Here is a 17,454-nt window from a genome sequence, read left to right as displayed (position 1 = left end):
GGGTCAGCCCTTCAGCGCCCGGCCCACCGCGACCGCGATCGCGGCATCGTCCGCGCCCAGGCTGCGGGCGTCCGAGACGTACGCGGCCGCGCGTACGGCCAGTGCCTTCGGCAGCGCCTCCTCGGTTCCCGTGACGAACGACCCGTGGCGTCCACGGGTCTCGATCACGCCGGCGGCCTCCAACTCGCGGTACGCCCGGGCCACGGTGTTGGCCGCGACCCCGAGCTCGGTCGCGAGGTGGCGTACGGGTGGGAGGCGATGGCCCGCCGGGAACTCACCGGTCGTGCGCGCGGCCGCGATCTGGTCGCGGATCTGCTCGAACGGGGGAGCGGGCAGACCGGGGTCAATGACGATCATCGACGCGCGGGCTTCCGCTCGACGACGGCCCAGGCGACAGCGAACGCGACGAGGACCGCCGCGTACGCCCAGGCGAGTCCCGCGAGCGGTTGCACGGGAGCGTTCATGGGGCCGTCCCCCGAGGTGTACGCGGCGGCGGCCAACCCAAAGGTCAGACCTGGTCCAAGCACCAGCAGGGCCGACACGTCGCGTCGCCGCAGCGTGTCCGACCAGGCGAGCTCCTCGGCCGAGGACGCGAGCTGGGGCTGCCGCACGAGCCACAGCGCCGCAACCCACCCCGCGACCGTGCCGATCAGGGCGAGTACGCCGGTCGCCACCACCCATCCGCGCACGTCGGGCCTAAGGCCCACCGCGAGAGGGAGGTACGCGGCCGCGAAGCCTGCACTCACCACGGTCAGGGCCACGGTGAGACCCAGGGGGATGAGTCCGCCCAGCCGCGGAACCGACACGCGTGACAGGCGTGGACCCGGCGTACGCTCTCGGAGGACGTCGGCCGGCGCGAGCGCGCTGCTGTTGATGCTGAGCGCGACCGCGCCGCCGACGAGGGCGGTCGCGAGCATCTGGGCCAAGGTGTCCATGGAGTGAATGTAGCATGCTTTGTATTAACTGTCGGAGGCGACGCCCCACGTCTCGTGTGCACGAGTTGCGTCGACACGCCGGGGCACCGGCCCAACCTGTGCACCCGCGTGCACAAGTTGCGTCAGGGGTGAGGGCATGCGTCAGCGCCCTGGATTTGCCGCTCGCCGCCCACCCCGCGTACAGTTCCGTCTGTTGCGCTCGACGCAAACGGGAGCCCGTCCGCCGCGGACGACTCCGACTGGCCGAAACATCGACTCCCCGGAGTCGTGGGTTCGAGAAGCGGACGCTGCACTCCGGCGCCTTTCTCGAGCGCTGTTGAGGATCATCGAGCGTCTGCCGAATGTCTGTCCAGTTCCTACCGAAGAAGGTTTGCGTGTCCACGTACAGCCCCAAGCCCGGCGAGATCGACCGCAAGTGGGTCGTCATCGACGCTGAGGACGTCGTCCTCGGGCGTCTCGCCGTTGCCGCCGCCACCCTCCTGCGTGGCAAGCACAAGCCCACCTACGCGCCCCACGTCGACGGCGGTGACTTCGTCGTCGTCGTCAACGCGTCGAAGATCTCCCTGTCGGGTGCGAAGCGCACCGACAAGATGGCCTACCGCCACTCGGGCCGCCCCGGTGGCCTGAAGGCCGTTCCCTACGGCGAGCTGCTCGACAAGGACCCGCGTCGCGCCGTCGAGCTGGCCGTGTGGGGCATGCTGCCCAAGAACCGCCTGAGCCGTCAGCTCATGAAGAAGCTCAAGGTCTATGCCGGCCCGGAGCACCCGCACACGGCTCAGAAGCCTGAGTCGTACCAGATCACCCAGATCGCCCAGGTCGCCACGACCTCCGCGAACGCCAAGTGAAGCCCGGAGATCCGCAGAACATGTCTGAGCACGTAGAAGAGACCGAGACCGTCGTCGACGAGGCGACCCCGTTCACCGAGGGCGACCGCGAGATCGCCTATCGCTCCGAGGCTGGCGCCCCGTCGGGCCAGGCCCAGCCGACCGGCCGTCCCGCGGTCGTCGCCCCCGGCATGGCCACCGGCCGCCGCAAGGAGGCCGTCGCCCGCGTCCGCATCACCCCCGGCTCCGGCCAGTGGAAGATCAACGGCCGTACGCTGGAGGACTACTTCCCGAACAAGGTGCACCAGCAGATCGCGTCCGACCCGTTCGCGACCGCCGGTGTCGAGGGTTCCTATGACGTCATCGCCCGCATCCACGGCGGCGGCATCACGGGTCAGGCCGGCGCCCTGCGCCTCGGCATCGCCCGCGCCCTCAACGGCATCGACGCCGAGGCGTCGCGTCCGGCCCTGAAGAAGGCCGGCATGCTGACGCGCGACGCGCGCATCAAGGAACGCAAGAAGGCTGGTCTCAAGAAGGCCCGCAAGGCTCCCCAGTACAGCAAGCGCTGATTCGGCTGTGGCACGCCTCTTCGGAACCGACGGGGTCCGCGGTCAGGCCAATCAGGACCTGACCGCGGAACTCGCGCTCGACCTCTCGGTCGCCGCTGCCCACGTGCTCGGCGAGGCCGGCGCGTTCGGTCGGCACAAGCCTGTTGCCCTCGTGGGTCGTGACCCGCGCGCGTCGGGCGAGTTCCTGGAGGCTGCTGTGGTCGCGGGGCTGGCCAGCGCCGGCGTGGACGTCGTCCGCGTCGGCGTGGTGCCGACCCCGGGCGTGGCCTTCCTGGTCAACAACACGGGCGCCGACCTCGGCGTCATGCTGTCCGCGAGCCACAACCCGATGCCCGACAACGGCATCAAATTCTTCTCCCGCGGTGGTGCGAAGCTCGGCGACGACCTCGAGGACGCCATCGAGGAGCACATGGGCGAGGAGTGGCAGCGCCCCGTCGGCGCGGCCGTGGGTCGCGTCCGCGACGATGGTCTGCTCCTGGACACCTATGTCGACCACCTGGCCGGCAGCCTCGGAGACGTACGTCTGGACGGCCTCACCGTCGTCGTCGACTGCGCCAACGGTGCCGCCCACGCCACCGCCGTCGCGGCCTTCGAGCGCCGCGGCGCGACCGTGGTCGCGATCCACGCCGACCCCGACGGCACCAACATCAACGACAACTGCGGCTCGACCCACATGGGCGACCTGCAGCAGGCCGTCGTCGAGCACGGCGCCGACCTCGGCATCGCCCTCGACGGCGACGCCGACCGCTGCCTCGCGGTCGACCACGAGGGCAACCTCGTCGACGGCGACCAGGTCCTCGCGGTCCTCGCGCTCGACCTCAAGGAGCAGGGCAAGCTCGTCGGCGACACCGTCGTCGCGACGGTGATGAGCAACCTCGGCTTCGTCAACGCCATGCGCGACCACGGCATCAAGGTCGACCAGACCAAGGTCGGCGACCGCTACGTCCTCGAGTCGATGCGCGACAACGGCTTCACCCTGGGCGGCGAGCAGTCCGGCCACGTGGTCATGAGCGAGTTCGCGACGACCGGCGACGGGGTGCTGACCGGCCTCCACCTGATGGGGCGCATGGCCGCGACCGGGCGTACGCTCGCGGAGCTCGCCGGGGTGATGACCCGCATGCCGCAGGTGCTGTTGAACGTGCCGAACGTCGACAAGGCGCGCGCCGCGCTCGAGCCACAGGTCATGCAGGCCGTCACGGCCGAGTCCCAGGCGCTGGGCACCACCGGCCGCGTGCTGTTGCGCCCGTCCGGCACCGAGCCGCTCGTCCGCGTGATGGTCGAGGCCGAGACCCACGACGTCGCCCACGACGTAGCGCACCGCCTGGCTGCGGTTGTACGCGAGCACCTGTCGCTGAGCTGACCGTTCTCCGAGCGAGGCCGCGGTGACCTACGTTCTCCGAGCGAGGCCGCGGTGACCTACGTTCTCCGAGCGAGGCCGCGGTGACCTACGTTCTCCGAGCGAGGCCGCTTGCGGCTGAGTCGAGGAGCGGTGACCTACGTTCTCCGAGCGAGGCCGCTTGCGGCTGAGTCGAGGAGCGGTGACCTACGTTCTCCGAGCGAGGCCGCTTGCGGCCGAGTCGAGGAGCGGCCGCTCCACCTCTGGACAACGTGCATGGATCGGCGACCTCGACCACGATTTCGCGGTTGGACGGGTGATCTACGCAGATCGTCCATAGATCGTCGCCGTACTCCTAGACTCGCTGCGCTCGCTCGCTCGGAGAGCGTGGGGCTCCTCGACTCGCTGCGCTCGCTCGGAGAGCGTTCGGGCTCCTCGACCCGCTGCGCTCGCTCGGAGAGCGTTCGGGCTCCTCTACTCGCCCCTACCTCTTCACGTACTCCTTGAGGTGCTTCCCTGTCAGCGTCGACGCGTCCTTCACCAGCTCCGCCGGCGTCCCCTCGAACACCACGCGACCGCCGTCGTGGCCCGCGCCCGGGCCGAGGTCGATGATCCAGTCGGCGTGGGCCATCACGGCCTGGTGGTGCTCGATCACGATGACCGACTTGCCGGAATCGACCAGCCGGTCCAGCAGCCCGAGCAACTGCTCGACATCCGCAAGGTGGAGCCCCGTCGTCGGCTCGTCCAAGATGTAGATCCCGCCCTTCTCGCCCATGTGGGTCGCCAGCTTGATGCGCTGGCGCTCGCCACCGGACAGCGTCGTCAGCGGCTGCCCCAGCGTGAGATAGCCCAGCCCCACGTCGGCCAGGCGCTTCAGGATCGTGTGCGCGGCCGGTGTCTTCGCCTCTCCCGACCCGAAGAACCCCGTGGCCTCGTCGACCGACATCGCCAGCACCTGGCTGATGTCCTTGCCGCCCAGGTGATAGTCCAGCCCCGCGGCCTGGAAGCGGCGGCCCTCGCACTCCTCGCACGGGGTCGCGACGCCCGACATCATCGCGAGGTCGGTATAGATGACGCCCGCGCCCTTGCACGTCGGGCACGCGCCCTCCGAGTTGGCGCTGAACAGCGCGGGCTTCACGCCGTTGGCCTTCGCGAACGCCTTGCGGATCGGCTCCAGCATGCCGGTGTAGGTCGCCGGGTTGCTGCGTCGCGACCCGCGGATCGCGCCCTGGTCGATCGCCACGATCCCTGACTCCGCACCCTTCAGATGGTCCTTGACCAGCGACCCGTTCACCAGCGAGCTCTTTCCCGAGCCCGCGACGCCGGTGAGAACCACGAGCACGCCCAGCGGCACGTCCACGTCGACGTCCCGCAGGTTGTTGGTGTCGGCGCCGCGCACCTCCAAAGAGCCCGACGGCGTACGCACGGTCTCCTTGAGCGCGGCCCGGTCGTCGAGGTGGCGGCCGGTGACGGTGTCGCTGGCACGCAGCCCGTCGATCGTGCCCTCGAAGCAGATGCGGCCGCCCTTCGAGCCCGCACCCGGGCCGAGGTCGACGACGTGGTCGGCGATCGCGATCATCTCGGGCTTGTGCTCGACCACGAGCACGGTGTTGCCCTTGTCGCGCAGCTGGAGCAGCAGCTCGTTCATGCGCTGGATGTCGTGGGGGTGCAGGCCGATCGTGGGCTCGTCGAACACATAGGTGACGTCGGTCAGCGACGACCCGAGGTGGCGGATCATCTTCACGCGCTGCGCCTCGCCACCCGACAGCGTGCCGGACGGTCGCGCCAGGGACAGATAGCCGAGCCCGATGCCCACGAACGAGTCGAGCGTCTCGGTGAGCGCCTCCAGCAGGGGAGCGACCGACGGCTCCTTGAGGCCGCGTACCCAGTCGGCGAGGTCGCTGATCTGCATCGCGCAGGCGTCCGCGATGGTCACCCCGTTGATCCTGGACGACCGCGCCCCCTCGCTGAGACGCGTGCCCTCGCATTCGGGGCAGCTGGTGAACGTGACGACGCGATCGACGAACGCCCTGATGTGGGGCTGCAGTGCGTCCTTGTCCTTCGACAGCATCGACTTCTGGATCTTCGGGATCAGACCCTCGTATGTCAGGTTGATGCCCTCGACCTTGATCTTGGTCGGCTCCTTGTGGAGCAGGTCGCGCAGTTCCTTCTTCGTGAAGTCCTTGATCGGCTTGTCGGGGTCGAAGAAGCCGCAGCCGCGGAAGATGCGGCCATACCAGCCGTCCATCGTGTAGCCGGGGATCGTCAGCGCGCCCTCGTTCAGCGACTTGTCCGCGTCATAGAGCTGGGTCAGGTCGAAGTCGTTCACCTCGCCCATGCCCTCACACCGCGGGCACATGCCACCGGTGACCTGGAACTCGCGGCGCTCCTTGACCTTCTCCCCGCCCTTCTCGAGCGTCACGGCGCCGGCGCCGGAGATCGAGGCCACGTTGAACGAGTACGCCTGCGGCGACCCGATGTGGGGCTGCCCTAGGCGGCTGAACACGATGCGGAGCATGGCGTTGACGTCGGTGACGGTGCCGACGGTCGACCGAGGGTTGGCGCCGATGCGCTCCTGGTCGACGATGATCGCCGTTGTCAGCCCCTCGAGCAGGTCGACGTCGGGGCGGGCCAGCGACGGCATGAACCCCTGCACGAACGCGCTGTAGGTCTCGTTGATCATGCGCTGCGACTCCGCGGCGACGGTGCCGAAGACCAGGGAACTCTTGCCGGACCCGGAGACGCCGGTGAACACGGTGAGCCGACGCTTCGGAATCTCGACATCGACGTCGCGGAGGTTGTTCTCGCGCGCCCCGCGGACGCGGATCAGGTCGTGGGAGTCGGCGGCGTGCGCCTGGCTGGTCATGGTGAGGATTCAACCATGTGCTCCTCGTCTCGGCCGTGGACGGCCTCGCTCGGAGAGCGTTCGGGAGGGTACGCCTGGACGGCCTCGCTCGGAGGACGTCCGGTCAGATCTTGCGGATCCGGACCCACTTCACCTCGTGGTTCTCTCCCTTGCGCAGGATCGCGGTCGCGCGTCCGCGCGTCGGCCGGATGTTCAGCGCCAGGTTGGGTCCGTTGATCGTGTCCCAGATGTGGTCGGCCAGTTCGAAGGCCTCGCGGTCGTCGAGTTCTGCGTACTTCTTGAAATAGGAGCGCGGGTCGCGGAAGGCGGTGCTGCGCAGGGACATGAATCGCTGCAGATACCAGCGCTTGATGTCGGCGTCGGCCGCGTCGACATAGACCGAGAAGTCGAAGAAGTCGCTGACCGCGAGGCCGGTGGTGCCGTCGGCCCGCACCCGCGCCGGCTGGAGCACGTTCAAGCCTTCCACGATGAGGATGTCGGGCCGCTGCACCGTGATCGTCTGGTCGGGGACGATGTCATAGACCATGTGGGAATAGACCGGCGCGGTCACCTCGTCCTTGCCTGACTTCACGTCCATCACGAAGCGCTGCAGGGCGCGGCGGTCATAGGACTCCGGGAATCCCTTGCGCTGCAGGATTCCGCGCCGCGCGAGCTCGGCGTTCGGCATCAGGAATCCGTCGGTCGTGATCAGCTCGACACGCGGGTGCTCGGGCCAGCGCGACAGCAGCGCCTGCAACAGGCGCGCGGTGGTGGACTTGCCGACGGCGACCGATCCGGCGACGCCGATGACGAACGGCGTACGCCGGGCACTGAGCTGGAGGAACCGGTTGGACGACTGGAACAGCTCGCCGGTGTGGTGGTGATAGAGGCTGAGCAGGCGGGTCAGCGGGAGATAGACATCCGAGACCTCGGCGAGGTTGGTGGGGTCGCCCAGACCGCGGAGGTCGTCGAGCACCCCCTGATCGAGCGGCTGCGCCATCTGGTTCGCCATCGCGGCCCAGTCGGCGCGGCTGCGCTCGACGTAGGGGCCCTGTCCTTCGGTGGTCACCTCGGCTGCCATGCCGGTCATTCTGCCCCAACCGACCCGCGCCGGTATGGTTCCTCGCATGTGCGGAATCGTGGGTTATGTCGGCGGCAGATCCGCCAAGGATGTCGTCGTCGACGGGCTTCGGCGTCTCGAATATCGGGGCTATGACTCCGCGGGCGTCGCGGTGGTGGTCGACGACGGGCCGGGCCACATCGAGTCGGCCAAGAGGGCCGGCAAACTCGCCAACCTGACCGCCGAGCTCGAGGCACACCCCCTCAGCGCGTCCGGCACCGGCATCGGCCACACCCGCTGGGCCACCCACGGCGCCCCCAACGATCCGAACGCCCACCCGCACGTCTCCGCGTCGGGCCGCGTGGCGCTGGTCCACAACGGCATCATCGAGAACTTCGCGTCGCTGCGCGACGAGCTCGTGGGCGTCGACCTGAAGTCGGAGACCGACAGCGAGGTCGCGGCCCAGCTCGTCGGCCGCGAGGTCGACAACGGCGCCGACCTCGTCGAGGCCATGCGTACGATCAGCAAGCGTCTCGAGGGCGCTTTCACCCTGGTGGCCGTGGATGCCCACGAGCCGGGCCGCGTCGTCGCCGCCCGTCGCAACTCCCCGCTGGTCCTGGGCGTCGGGGAGGGCGAGAACTTCGTCGGCTCCGACGTGGCGGCGTTCATCGAATACACGCGCGACGCCGTCGAGCTGGGCCAGGACCAGATGGTCGAGATCACCGCCGACAGCTGGCGCGTCACCGACTTCGACGGCAACGAGGCCGAGGTCAAGCCCTACCACGTCGACTGGGACACCTCGGCGGCCCAGAAGGACGGCTTCGACTGGTTCATGCGCAAGGAGATCTTCGAGCAGCCGAAGGCCATCGCCGACACGCTGCTCGGCCGTCACGACACCAACGGCAAGCTGACGCTCGACGAGATCCGCATCAGCCCCGAGGCCCTGCGCGGCATATCCAAGATCATCATCATCGGCTGCGGCACCGCCCACTACGCCGGCATGGTCGCGAAATATGCCATCGAACACTGGACGCGTACGCCGTGCGAGGTCGAGCTGGCCAGCGAGTTCCGCTATCGCGACCCCATCGTCGGCCCCGACACACTCGTCGTCGCGATCTCCCAGTCGGGCGAGACCGCCGACACGCTCATGGCGATCCGTCACGCCAAGGCGCAGGGCTCGAAGGTGCTGGCGATCTGCAACACCAACGGATCGACGATCCCGCGCGAGTCGGACGCGGTGATCTACACCCACGCCGGCCCCGAGATCGGCGTCGCGTCGACCAAGGGCTTCCTGACCCAGGTCCTGGCCTGCTATCTGCTCGGGCTCTATCTGGCCCAGGTCAAGGGCACCAAGTTCGGCGAGGAGATCGCCGCCGTCATGGCCGAACTCGAGGACATGCCGCGCCTCGTGCAGGAGGTCCTCGACGACATCCAGCCCGTGATGGACCTCGCCGCGGAGTTCAAGGACGAGCCGTCGGTGCTGTTCCTCGGCCGCCACGTGGGCTATCCCGTCGCGCTCGAGGGCGCGTTGAAGCTCAAGGAGCTGGCCTACATCCACGCCGAGGGCTTCGCCGCCGGCGAACTCAAGCACGGACCGATCGCGCTCATCGCCGATCGCCTGCCGGTCTTCGTCGTCGTGCCGCCCCGTGGTCGCGACATGCTGCACGACAAGGTCGTGTCGAACATCCAGGAGATCCGGGCGCGCGGCGCGCGCACCATCGTGTTGGCGGAGGCCGACGACGACATCGTGCGCCCGTACGCCGACACGCTCTTCCCGCTGCCGAAGGTCTCGACCCTGCTGCAGCCGCTGCTCGCGGCGATCCCCCTGCAGGTGTTCGCCTGCGAGCTCGCGACCCAGAAGGGCCACGACGTCGACCAGCCGCGCAACCTGGCGAAGTCCGTGACGGTGGAGTGACCATGTCCACCGGTCCCGACACGCGCGCCGCCTTCGACCTGCTCTGGCGGGCCGACGTCACGGGGGAGACGATCGACGCGCTGCCCGACGACGTGCGGCCCACCACGCGTGCGGAGGCGTACGCGGTCCAGGCCCACTGGGCCGAGGTGACCGCCGGCGTGCCGGGGTGGAAGATCGCGGCGACCTCGGTCGCCGGGCAGCAACACGTCAACGTCGACGGCCCACTCGCGGGCCGCGTGCTGGCCGAGCGGGTGTTCGAGCCGGGGCGGGTTTCCCTGGCGGGCAACGTGATGCGGCTGGCCGAGCTCGAGTTCGCGTTCCGCCTCGACCACGACTTCCTGCCGCGCGCGGAGGCGTACGCGGAGGCCGACGTCCTCGACGGCGCCGGCGAGCTGCTCCTGTCGTGGGAGCTGCCCAGCAGCCGGTTCACCGACCCCGCCGCCGCGGGCGAGGTCCAGCTGATCGCCGACAACGCCTGCGGCCACAGCCTCGTGCTCGCCCCGGCGGCCGCGCAGGATTGGAAGTCGCTCGACCTTGCAGCGGTGCGCGTCACCGGCAGCAGCAGCAACGGGACGGTTCTCGAGGGCGCCGGTGATCGCGTGCTCGGCAGCCCGCTGACCGCGCTGACGTGGCTGGTCAACGAGCTGTCGACCCATGGGATTCCCTTGCACGCCGGACAATTCGTCACCACCGGCGTGTGCACGCAGCCGATGCTCGTCGCGCCGGGCGAGACGATCGTGGGTGACTACGGCCGGTTCGGGACGCTCGAGCTGACGTTCGTTCCATGATCATCGGCATCGGCGTCGACGTCTGCGACGTCAGCCGCTTCGCCGCCGCGTGTGCCCGCAGGCCCGGATTCGCCGAGCGCTGGCTCACCACCGCCGAGGCCGCGCGACCCATGGAGGGGCAGGCCGCCCGCTATGCGGCCAAGGAGGCCCTCGCCAAGGCCCTGCTCATCGAGCGGGCCCTGGGCTGGCACGACGCCGAGGTCGTCGTCGACGAGCACGGTCGACCCTCGTTCGCGACGCGCGGTTCGGTCGCGGCCCGCATGGCCGAGCTCGGCGTCGCCCGCGTCCACCTGTCGCTGGCCCACGACGCGGGCGTCGCCACGGCGTTCGTGGTGTGCGAGTCCTGACCCCGCCCTGTCCGGCAGCCGGGGCCGCGGGTCCTAGAGTGGACGGGTGAGGTACGCGTACACGAGCGACCAGGTCCGCGCCGCCGAGGAGCGGGCGTTCGCGGCCACCGGCGGCGACGACGGGCGATTGATGCAGCGGGCGGCCGAAGGCCTGGCCTGGGCGGTGCGGCGCACGCTGCGCGCTCGCACGGGCGGGTTCCGCGGCCGCGACGTCGTGCTGCTGGTCGGCCCGGGCAACAACGGCGGCGACGCCCTGTATGCCGGGGTCCGCCTGCTGCGGGCAGGCGTACGCGTCCGCGCGTGGTGCCAGTCGGACCGCTTCCACGCCGCCGGCGCGCGAGCCTTCCAGGCCGCGGGCGGCCGCTGGATCGGCCGCGTGGCCACTGCGGGCGACGCGATCGAGCACGCCGACGCCGTCGTCGACGGGATCTTCGGCATCGGTGGCCGCCCCGGACTGTCAGGCGATCTCGAATCGCTGGCGCGGCGGGCGGAGGCCTCGCCCGCGGCGCTCGTCGCCGTCGACGTACCCTCGGGCCTGGGCGCCGACACCGGGCGCGGCGACGGGGCGTTCGTCGCCGACCTGACGGTGACCTTCGGCGCCCTGAAACCCTGCCACGTCAGTGATCCCGGCCGCTCCGCCTGTGGGCGGGTCGAAGTCGTGGACCTCGACCTCGACCTCGGCGCCCCGGACCTCGAGGTGTGGGAGGCGCCCGATGTCGCCGACGCGTGGCCGTGGCCCGACGCGTCGAGCGACAAGTATGCCCGCGGCGTCGTCGGTATCGACGCCGGCTCGGCGCGGTATCCCGGCGCGGGCCTGCTGGCGACCGGGGGAGCGGTGCACACCGGCGCCGGCATGGTGCGGTTCGTGGGCGATGACGAGGTCGCCGCGCGCGTCGTCGAGCATTTCCCCAACGTGGTGCCCGGCAGCGGGCGCTGCCAGGCGTACCTCTTCGGGCCCGGCTGGGGCGAGCGCGCCGACGGGCGCTCTCGCATCGAGTCGGTCGTGGCCACGGGGACGCCGTGCGTGATCGACGCCGACGGGCTGCGCGACCTCCCCGGGCGCCTGGGCCGCTGCCTGCTGACACCGCATGCCGGTGAACTCGCCCGCCTGCTGGGCGTCGAGCGCGCCGAGGTGGAACAGGACCCGGGCGGGGCGGTCCGGCGCGCCGTCGAGAAGACCGGCGCAACCGTGCTCCTCAAGGGATCCACGCAGTTCGTCGGGGCCCCGGACGACCCGACTCTGGCCGTCGCGCTTCCCGGTCCCGCCTGGACGGCGCAGGCCGGATCGGGCGACACCCTGGCCGGGGCGTGCGCCACGCTGCTGGCGGCGGGGCTCTCGCCCAAGCACGCCGCGGTGGCCGCCGCCTCGCTGCAATCCCTGACGGCACAGGGAAACCCGGGCCCCTATCCGCCCCACGAGCTGGCCGCGCGCTTCCCCGCGACCGTCGCCGCGCTGGACGCGGGGGAGCTGTGGTGATTCCCGACGTCGCGACGACGAGCGCCCGCATCCACCTCGACCGTTTCGTGGCCAACGTCGCCGCGATCCGTGCCCACGTGGGAAAGGCGGAGGTCATGGTCGTGGTGAAGGCGGACGCGTACGGCCATGGCATGGTGCCGTGCGCCCGCGCCGCCCGCGCCGCGGGCGTGACGTGGCTCGGGGTCGCGACCACCGGGGAAGCCCTTGCCATGCGGGAATCGGGGGACACCGGGCGCCTGATGGCGTGGCTGTTCGGCGAGGACACCGACCTCGCCGCGCCGGTCGCCGCCGACGTCGACCTCGGGCTCCACCGCGTCGACCACGTGACCCGCGTCGCCGCGGCCGCGGCCACCGTTGGCCGCCGCGCCCGCGTCCACCTCAAGATCGACACCGGCCTGTGCCGCAACGGATCCTCACCCGAGGAGTGGGACGACCTGTGCCGCGCGGCGGCCGAGGCCGAGGAGGCCGGGGCGATCGAGGTCGTGGGGGTGTGGTCCCACTTCGCCTCGAGTGACGAGCTCGAGCTGCCCCACACCGACCAGCAGCTGGCCGTGTTCGACGCGGCGTACGCGCGGGCCCGCGCGCTCGGGCTGAACCCGCCGATCCGCCACATCGCGAACTCGGCGGCGGCGCTGCAGGTGCCGCGGGCCCACTACGAGATGGTGCGGGTGGGGATGGCCGCGTACGGCGTCGACCCGGGCGACGGCATCGCCGCCCGGCAGGGCATCGCGCTGCAGCCGGTGATGGAGCTGCGCGCCCAACTGGTGCACGTGAAGCGGGTGCCCGCCGGCGCGACCGTGTCCTACGGCGGGCGCTGGACCGCGCCCGAGGCCACGACGCTGGGGCTGGTGCCATTGGGCTATGGCGACGGCATCCCGCGGCACGCGTCCGGTGTGGTCGACCTCGCCGTCGGCGGGCGGCGCGTGCCGCAGCGCGGACGGGTGTGCATGGACCAGCTGGTCGTCGAGCTGGGACCGGACGCCACCGACGCACCCGGTGACGAGGTGTGCCTGTTCGGCGCGCCGGGCGCGCCCACCGCGGAGGAGTGGGCCGAGCGCTGTGGCACGATCGGCTACGAGATCGTGACCCGTGTCGGCGTACGCGTCCCCCGCGTACACGTGGGTGCGGGGATTGCTGCGGGAGAAGGGGAACACACGTGAGCCGGCGACATCGGAAGCCGTCCAGGGCCGCCCAGGGGTGGGGCATCGTCGGCGGCGTCGCCGCGCTCGCTGCCGGGGCCGCGGCGGGTGGCCTGCAGATCGAGCGCCGCCGGCTGACGCGCGGCTTCCCGCCACTGGCAGAGCTCGAGGCCCACCCGTTCTATTCGCTGCGGGCCGGTGGCCCCGACGTGACGACCGCCGACGGCGTACGCCTCCACGTGGAGGTCGACGAGTTCGACCGCTTCGCGCCGCCCGGCGCCGTCGATCCAGGGCTGACGATCGTGCTGGTGCACGGCTATGTGCTGTCCCTGCACTGCTGGCACTTCATCCGCGCCCACCTGCGCGGCCGCCACAAAGTGGTGCTCTATGACCAGCGGTCCCACGGGCGGTCGAGCCGCGGTGACGGAGAGCTGTCGCGCATCACCCAGCTCTCCCAGGACCTCCAGCAGGTGCTCGAGGCGACCACGGCGCCCGACGAGCCCGTCGTGCTGATCGGCCACTCGATGGGCGGCATGACGATCCAGCAACTGGCGATCGACCGGCCCGACCTGTTCGGCACCAAGGTCATGGGCGTCGGCCTCGTCGCGACGTCGTCGGGCGGTCTGACGCAGCACTCGATCGTGCCCGGGATCCCGGGGACGCTGTTCTCGAAGGTCGCGCCACCGGTGCTGTCGGTCCTGAACCGGGTGCCGGCGCTGGTGGAGCGCTCGCGCCGCGCGACGACCGACCTGGGGTTCGTGGCGACGCGGCGCATGTCATACGGCTCCAACGTGCCCCCGGCGTTCGTCGACTTCATGTCCCAGATGGTGGCGGGCACACCGATGGAGGTCGTCGCCGACTTCTATCCGGGCTTCGCGCTGTTCGACGGCGAGGAGGCGTACGCGACCCTCGCCCAGGTCGAGAGCACCGTGATCGGCGGGGCGGACGACCAGATCCTGCCGGTCGAGCACACCGAGCGGATCATCGAGCTGCTGCCGGGGGCCGAGACGCTGGTGCTGCCGCGCAGCGGCCACATGGGCATCATCGAGCACCACCGGGAGATCAACGAGGCGCTGGACCACCTGATCGCGCGGGCGGCGCGCCACCTGGGCTGACGCTTCCCTATTGCGCGGGACGTGCTTCCGCGAGCGAGGGTCTGACATGCGGGCCGGCTCAAGCACGACGGAGCTCGAATTGGTCGGCATGGAACTGAGAATCGTTCATCTGATGTTCATCGACGATATTTCCTGATTGGTTGCGGAGGGTTCCGGTTGAGGTGGATTCTTCTGCTGCGCAATGGTGCGCTGTGAGCGAGCGGGGGGCGGGCCCATGAGTGTCCGTGCGGGAATGTGGAAGTTGTCGGCTGCGGTCTTCGGGTTTGCGTTGGTGGGGGCAGTGGGGGTGCCGCAGGTTTCGGTCGCTGCTCCGACGCCGGCCCCGTCTCCGAGTGTTTCGCCTGCCCCGGCGCCCGGGGTGGTGTCGGCGGAGTCGGCGGCGGTGAAGGAAGCCCGGCTGTCGGGTCGTGAGGTCGAGGTGGCGTCGTTGACGACGGAGACCCAGCGGGTGGTGGCGCAGCCGTCGGGGCGGTTGCGGGCGGAGGTGTCCCCGGTCCCGTTGAGGAAGAGGGCGTCGTCGACGGACCGGAGCGGGAACGGTGCTTGGCAGGAGCTTGATGGCCAGCTGGGCCGGCGTTCCGATGGGCGGGTCGCGCCGAAGGTCGCGTTGCAGGAGGTGTCGGTCTCGGGTGGGGGTGCGGGGCCGCTGATGTCGATCGGGTCGGCGGGGAGGTCGCTGCAGTTGTTCTGGCCCGGCGCGTTGCCGGCACCGCAGTTGTCGGGTGACACCGCGGTGTATCCGGAGGTCGCTGCGGGGATCGACCTGGTCGTGCGGACCTCCCCGATCGATGGCATGGCGCAGTATCTGGTGGTGAAGGACCGCGCTGCTGCTTCGAGTCCGTTGTTGTCGAACCTCGTGTTGACGTGGACCGCGACCGGGGTGTCGCTGCGGAAGTCGCCGGCTGGCGGTTTGGACGCGGTCGCTGCGGATGGATCGGTCGCGTTCACTGTCCCGGTCCCGCAGATGTGGGGCTCGGCTTTGGGGGTGACCGCGGGTACGGGTGTCACGGCGGCGGAGAAGGCTCGCGATGTGGTGGCTCGCCCGATCGAGGCGAAGACCGCGGTCGTTGGGGTCGAGCTGGCCGGGAACCGGCTGCAGCTGACGCCGTCGCGGGCGATGCTGGACGATCCGGCCACGGTGTATCCGGTGGTGATCGATCCGATCATCTATGAGCGCAAGATGCGTTGGGCGATGGTGTGGAGTGACGGGCAGTCGTTCGACAACGCCCCGGACTCGACGAATGCGCGGGTCGGGTATGACGGCTGGTCGGGGATGAAGAAGTCCCGGGTCTACTACCAGATGTCGACGACGGGGCCGTGGAACGGTAAGGACATCATCAAGGCCGACTTCCGGCATCGTCAGATCCATTCGCCCAACGGGGGCGCGAACCGGGTGGACTGCAACCTCGGGTCGTACGGCCCGCCGGTCGAGCTCGGGTTCACCGGTGTGATCCCGGGCGGGGTGTCGTGGTCGAACCAGCCGGCCTGGTTGCAGACGATCGCGTCGAACGGGTTCGCGGTCGGCAGCTCGGCGTTCTGCAACGACCAGCGGGAGCAGTCGTGGGAGATCACTGACTGGGTCCGCGGTCATCAGGGCTACAACAACATCACCTTCGGGTTGCGGTCGGCCAACGAGTCCGACCGGGACGGGTGGCGTCAGTACACGCATGTGTCGAAGGAGGGCTGGCCCTACCCGGTTCTTGTGGTGGAGTACAACACCCGTCCCGACGTTCCGGGTGCCCCGTGGGTGAGCAACCGGCTGTGGGACAACCAGCCGATCGCGAACATCCCGCAGCCGGAGTTCCGGTCGACCGTGCGTGATGGCGATGGCGGCCAGGTCCGCGCGGTCCACCTCATCCAGCAGGTACCGGACCCGGATGGGCGGACCTATCCGGTGGTCGAGTTGCCGGGCACCATGGTCAACTCTGGTGACACCTCGGTGAGCAAGCCGTTCTGGAACCTGTGCAACTGCACGTTCGAGGTGTGGGCCCGGGCCGAGGATGGCACCGGCCGGTCGGCCGATGGTCCTCGAACCACGTTCGCTGTCGACACGATCAACCCGGACGCCCCGAGTGTCACGGGTCAGTCCACTCGGGCCTATGTGGGGCAGAGGATCGAGGTCACCTTGTCGTCGACCTCGTCGGATGTGATCGGCTACAAGTGGAGTGCGGGATCGAACTCGCTGGCCCAGTACGTCGCCGCGAACGGCACGGCGCCGGTCACGGTGCTGGTCCCGACGTCGGCGCCGGGACCGTTGGACATGTACGCGGTCGCGGTCGACCGGGCCGGCCTTGAGAGCGCGACGACTCACCGGGGGCCGATCGTGACGGTGATGGCACCTCCGGTCGGCCACCGCTATACCTTGGACGGCTCGATGGCAGACCAGCCCGGCCCGAACACCACCGGGGTTCCGCTGTTCTCTCCGCTGGACTGGATGGCCGACCTGACCGCGAACGGTGCCTGGTACCACAACGACCCGAACGATCTTGGGAGCGGTGTCAATGTGTGCACCGACAAGGCGTACCGCCTGTCGACGCAGTTCGTGCGATCGGCGACCCCGATCGTCGACACCACCGGGTCGTTCTCGGTGATGGCGTGGGCCCAGGTCGATCCGGCTGGGCTGATCACGACCGGTGATCGCCGCGGCGTGTTGTCGCTGCCCTTGCCAAATGCCTGGCCGAAGAACGCGATGACGCTCGGCCTGCACAAGAAGCAGAGCGGTGCGATGGTGTGGGCTTTCGGTGTCGCCAACGGCCAGGGATCGGCGAACGAGATGGTGTGGGCCGACTCCACGGTCGTCGCGCAGGCCGGGCAGTGGGTCCACCTGATGGGTGTCTACAACAAGGGCCAGAACAAGCTCGAGTTCTTCGTCAACGGCCAGACGGTGACCGAGGTGCCCTTCACCGGCACTGTTCCGATGAGTGACTACCTCGGTGTCGGAATGGCGCCTCCCACGGACCCCGCCACCGCCGATGCGCAGTGGATCGGTCGGATCGATGATGTCCGGACCTTCCCCGGCGTCGAGAGCATCGACATCGCCCGCAACATCGTCCAGGGCGCCCCCGACATGGTGGCCTGCCCGGGCGCCAACTAACGAGAGGTGT

At 70.0% G+C, this 17,454-nt stretch carries 14 protein-coding genes; 10 read left to right on the top strand and 4 right to left on the bottom strand.

The genetic code is table 11. The features are described 5' to 3' along the window. Window positions 1-3: 3 nt before the first annotated feature. Complete coding sequence (locus ACYVAG_RS03395) at window positions 4-357, bottom strand: GntR family transcriptional regulator (RefSeq protein WP_460766486.1); 354 nt, start codon at window positions 355-357, stop codon at window positions 4-6. After that, window positions 354-935, bottom strand: a complete 582-nt coding sequence (locus ACYVAG_RS03390) for a hypothetical protein (protein WP_460766482.1) — start codon at window positions 933-935, stop codon at window positions 354-356. Before ACYVAG_RS03390 ends, ACYVAG_RS03395 begins: the two co-directional genes overlap by 4 nt. A gap of 374 nt (window positions 936-1,309) precedes the next feature. Between ACYVAG_RS03390 and rplM the strand changes: the two genes are divergently transcribed. The 3 genes from rplM to glmM are packed head-to-tail and all read left to right on the top strand — an operon-like array spanning window position 1,310 to window position 3,688. Continuing rightward, window positions 1,310-1,780: a 50S ribosomal protein L13 gene (rplM, locus tag ACYVAG_RS03385; protein WP_460766479.1), complete on the top strand. Its 471-nt coding sequence runs from the start codon at window positions 1,310-1,312 to the stop codon at window positions 1,778-1,780. A gap of 20 nt (window positions 1,781-1,800) precedes the next feature. Further along, window positions 1,801-2,328 carry a 30S ribosomal protein S9 gene (gene rpsI, locus ACYVAG_RS03380; protein WP_460766476.1) on the top strand — a complete coding sequence of 176 codons (528 nt, stop codon included), beginning with the start codon at window positions 1,801-1,803 and terminating at the stop codon, window positions 2,326-2,328. A gap of 7 nt (window positions 2,329-2,335) precedes the next feature. Next, window positions 2,336-3,688: a phosphoglucosamine mutase gene (gene glmM, locus ACYVAG_RS03375; protein WP_460766473.1), complete on the top strand. Its 1,353-nt coding sequence runs from the start codon at window positions 2,336-2,338 to the stop codon at window positions 3,686-3,688. A gap of 460 nt (window positions 3,689-4,148) precedes the next feature. Here glmM and ACYVAG_RS03370 read toward each other — a convergent pair whose 3' ends face one another. Together ACYVAG_RS03370 and coaA are read right to left on the bottom strand one after the other, a co-directional pair. Further along, on the bottom strand, window positions 4,149-6,530 hold the full coding sequence (locus ACYVAG_RS03370) for an ATP-binding cassette domain-containing protein (RefSeq protein ID WP_460766470.1): 2,382 nt from the start codon (window positions 6,528-6,530) through the stop codon (window positions 4,149-4,151). 103 nt (window positions 6,531-6,633) lie between these two features. Further along, window positions 6,634-7,590, bottom strand: coding sequence for a type I pantothenate kinase (gene coaA, locus ACYVAG_RS03365; RefSeq protein WP_460766467.1), 957 nt, complete (start codon window positions 7,588-7,590; stop codon window positions 6,634-6,636). Between the two features lie 46 nt (window positions 7,591-7,636). On the opposite strand from coaA, the gene glmS reads away from it, so the two are divergent. From glmS to ACYVAG_RS03330, 7 genes are all read left to right on the top strand, one after another. Continuing rightward, window positions 7,637-9,484, top strand: coding sequence for a glutamine--fructose-6-phosphate transaminase (isomerizing) (gene glmS / locus ACYVAG_RS03360; RefSeq protein WP_460766465.1), 1,848 nt, complete (start codon window positions 7,637-7,639; stop codon window positions 9,482-9,484). A gap of 2 nt (window positions 9,485-9,486) precedes the next feature. Next, a complete protein-coding gene (locus ACYVAG_RS03355) occupies window positions 9,487-10,272 on the top strand; it encodes a 2-keto-4-pentenoate hydratase (protein ID WP_460766462.1) in 786 nt (261 codons plus the stop codon). Beyond that, a complete protein-coding gene (locus tag ACYVAG_RS03350; protein ID WP_460766460.1) occupies window positions 10,269-10,619 on the top strand; it encodes a holo-ACP synthase in 351 nt (116 codons plus the stop codon). The genes ACYVAG_RS03355 and ACYVAG_RS03350 overlap by 4 nt, the downstream gene beginning before the upstream one ends. Window positions 10,620-10,665: 46 nt before the next feature. After that, window positions 10,666-12,096, top strand: coding sequence for an NAD(P)H-hydrate epimerase (locus ACYVAG_RS03345; protein WP_460766457.1), 1,431 nt, complete (start codon window positions 10,666-10,668; stop codon window positions 12,094-12,096). Next, window positions 12,093-13,256, top strand: a complete 1,164-nt coding sequence (gene alr, locus ACYVAG_RS03340) for an alanine racemase (RefSeq protein ID WP_460766455.1) — start codon at window positions 12,093-12,095, stop codon at window positions 13,254-13,256. The genes ACYVAG_RS03345 and alr overlap by 4 nt, the downstream gene beginning before the upstream one ends. Further along, window positions 13,253-14,350, top strand: a complete 1,098-nt coding sequence (locus ACYVAG_RS03335) for an alpha/beta fold hydrolase (RefSeq protein ID WP_460766451.1) — start codon at window positions 13,253-13,255, stop codon at window positions 14,348-14,350. The genes alr and ACYVAG_RS03335 overlap by 4 nt, the downstream gene beginning before the upstream one ends. A 382-nt stretch (window positions 14,351-14,732) precedes the next feature. Further along, window positions 14,733-17,444 carry a LamG-like jellyroll fold domain-containing protein gene (locus tag ACYVAG_RS03330; RefSeq protein ID WP_460766448.1) on the top strand — a complete coding sequence of 904 codons (2,712 nt, stop codon included), beginning with the start codon at window positions 14,733-14,735 and terminating at the stop codon, window positions 17,442-17,444. Window positions 17,445-17,454: the final 10 nt, after the last annotated feature.

Source organism: Mariniluteicoccus flavus (assembly GCF_054776655.1).
Note: the sequence above shows the minus strand (reverse complement) of the source record. Positions and strands in the feature narration are given on the sequence as shown.

What these genes read in the sequence shown, in the direction of transcription:
- ACYVAG_RS03395 (WP_460766486.1), bottom strand. Translation starts at nt 357, where the DNA reads ATGATCGTCATTGACCCCGGTCTGCCCGCTCCCCCGTTCGAGCAGATC.
- ACYVAG_RS03390 (WP_460766482.1), bottom strand. Translation starts at nt 935, where the DNA reads ATGGACACCTTGGCCCAGATGCTCGCGACCGCCCTCGTCGGCGGCGCG.
- rpsI (WP_460766476.1), top strand. Translation starts at nt 1,801, where the DNA reads ATGTCTGAGCACGTAGAAGAGACCGAGACCGTCGTCGACGAGGCGACC.
- ACYVAG_RS03370 (WP_460766470.1), bottom strand. Translation starts at nt 6,530, where the DNA reads ATGACCAGCCAGGCGCACGCCGCCGACTCCCACGACCTGATCCGCGTC.
- coaA (WP_460766467.1), bottom strand. Translation starts at nt 7,590, where the DNA reads ATGGCAGCCGAGGTGACCACCGAAGGACAGGGCCCCTACGTCGAGCGC.
- glmS (WP_460766465.1), top strand. Translation starts at nt 7,637, where the DNA reads ATGTGCGGAATCGTGGGTTATGTCGGCGGCAGATCCGCCAAGGATGTC.
- ACYVAG_RS03355 (WP_460766462.1), top strand. Translation starts at nt 9,487, where the DNA reads ATGTCCACCGGTCCCGACACGCGCGCCGCCTTCGACCTGCTCTGGCGG.
- ACYVAG_RS03350 (WP_460766460.1), top strand. Translation starts at nt 10,269, where the DNA reads ATGATCATCGGCATCGGCGTCGACGTCTGCGACGTCAGCCGCTTCGCC.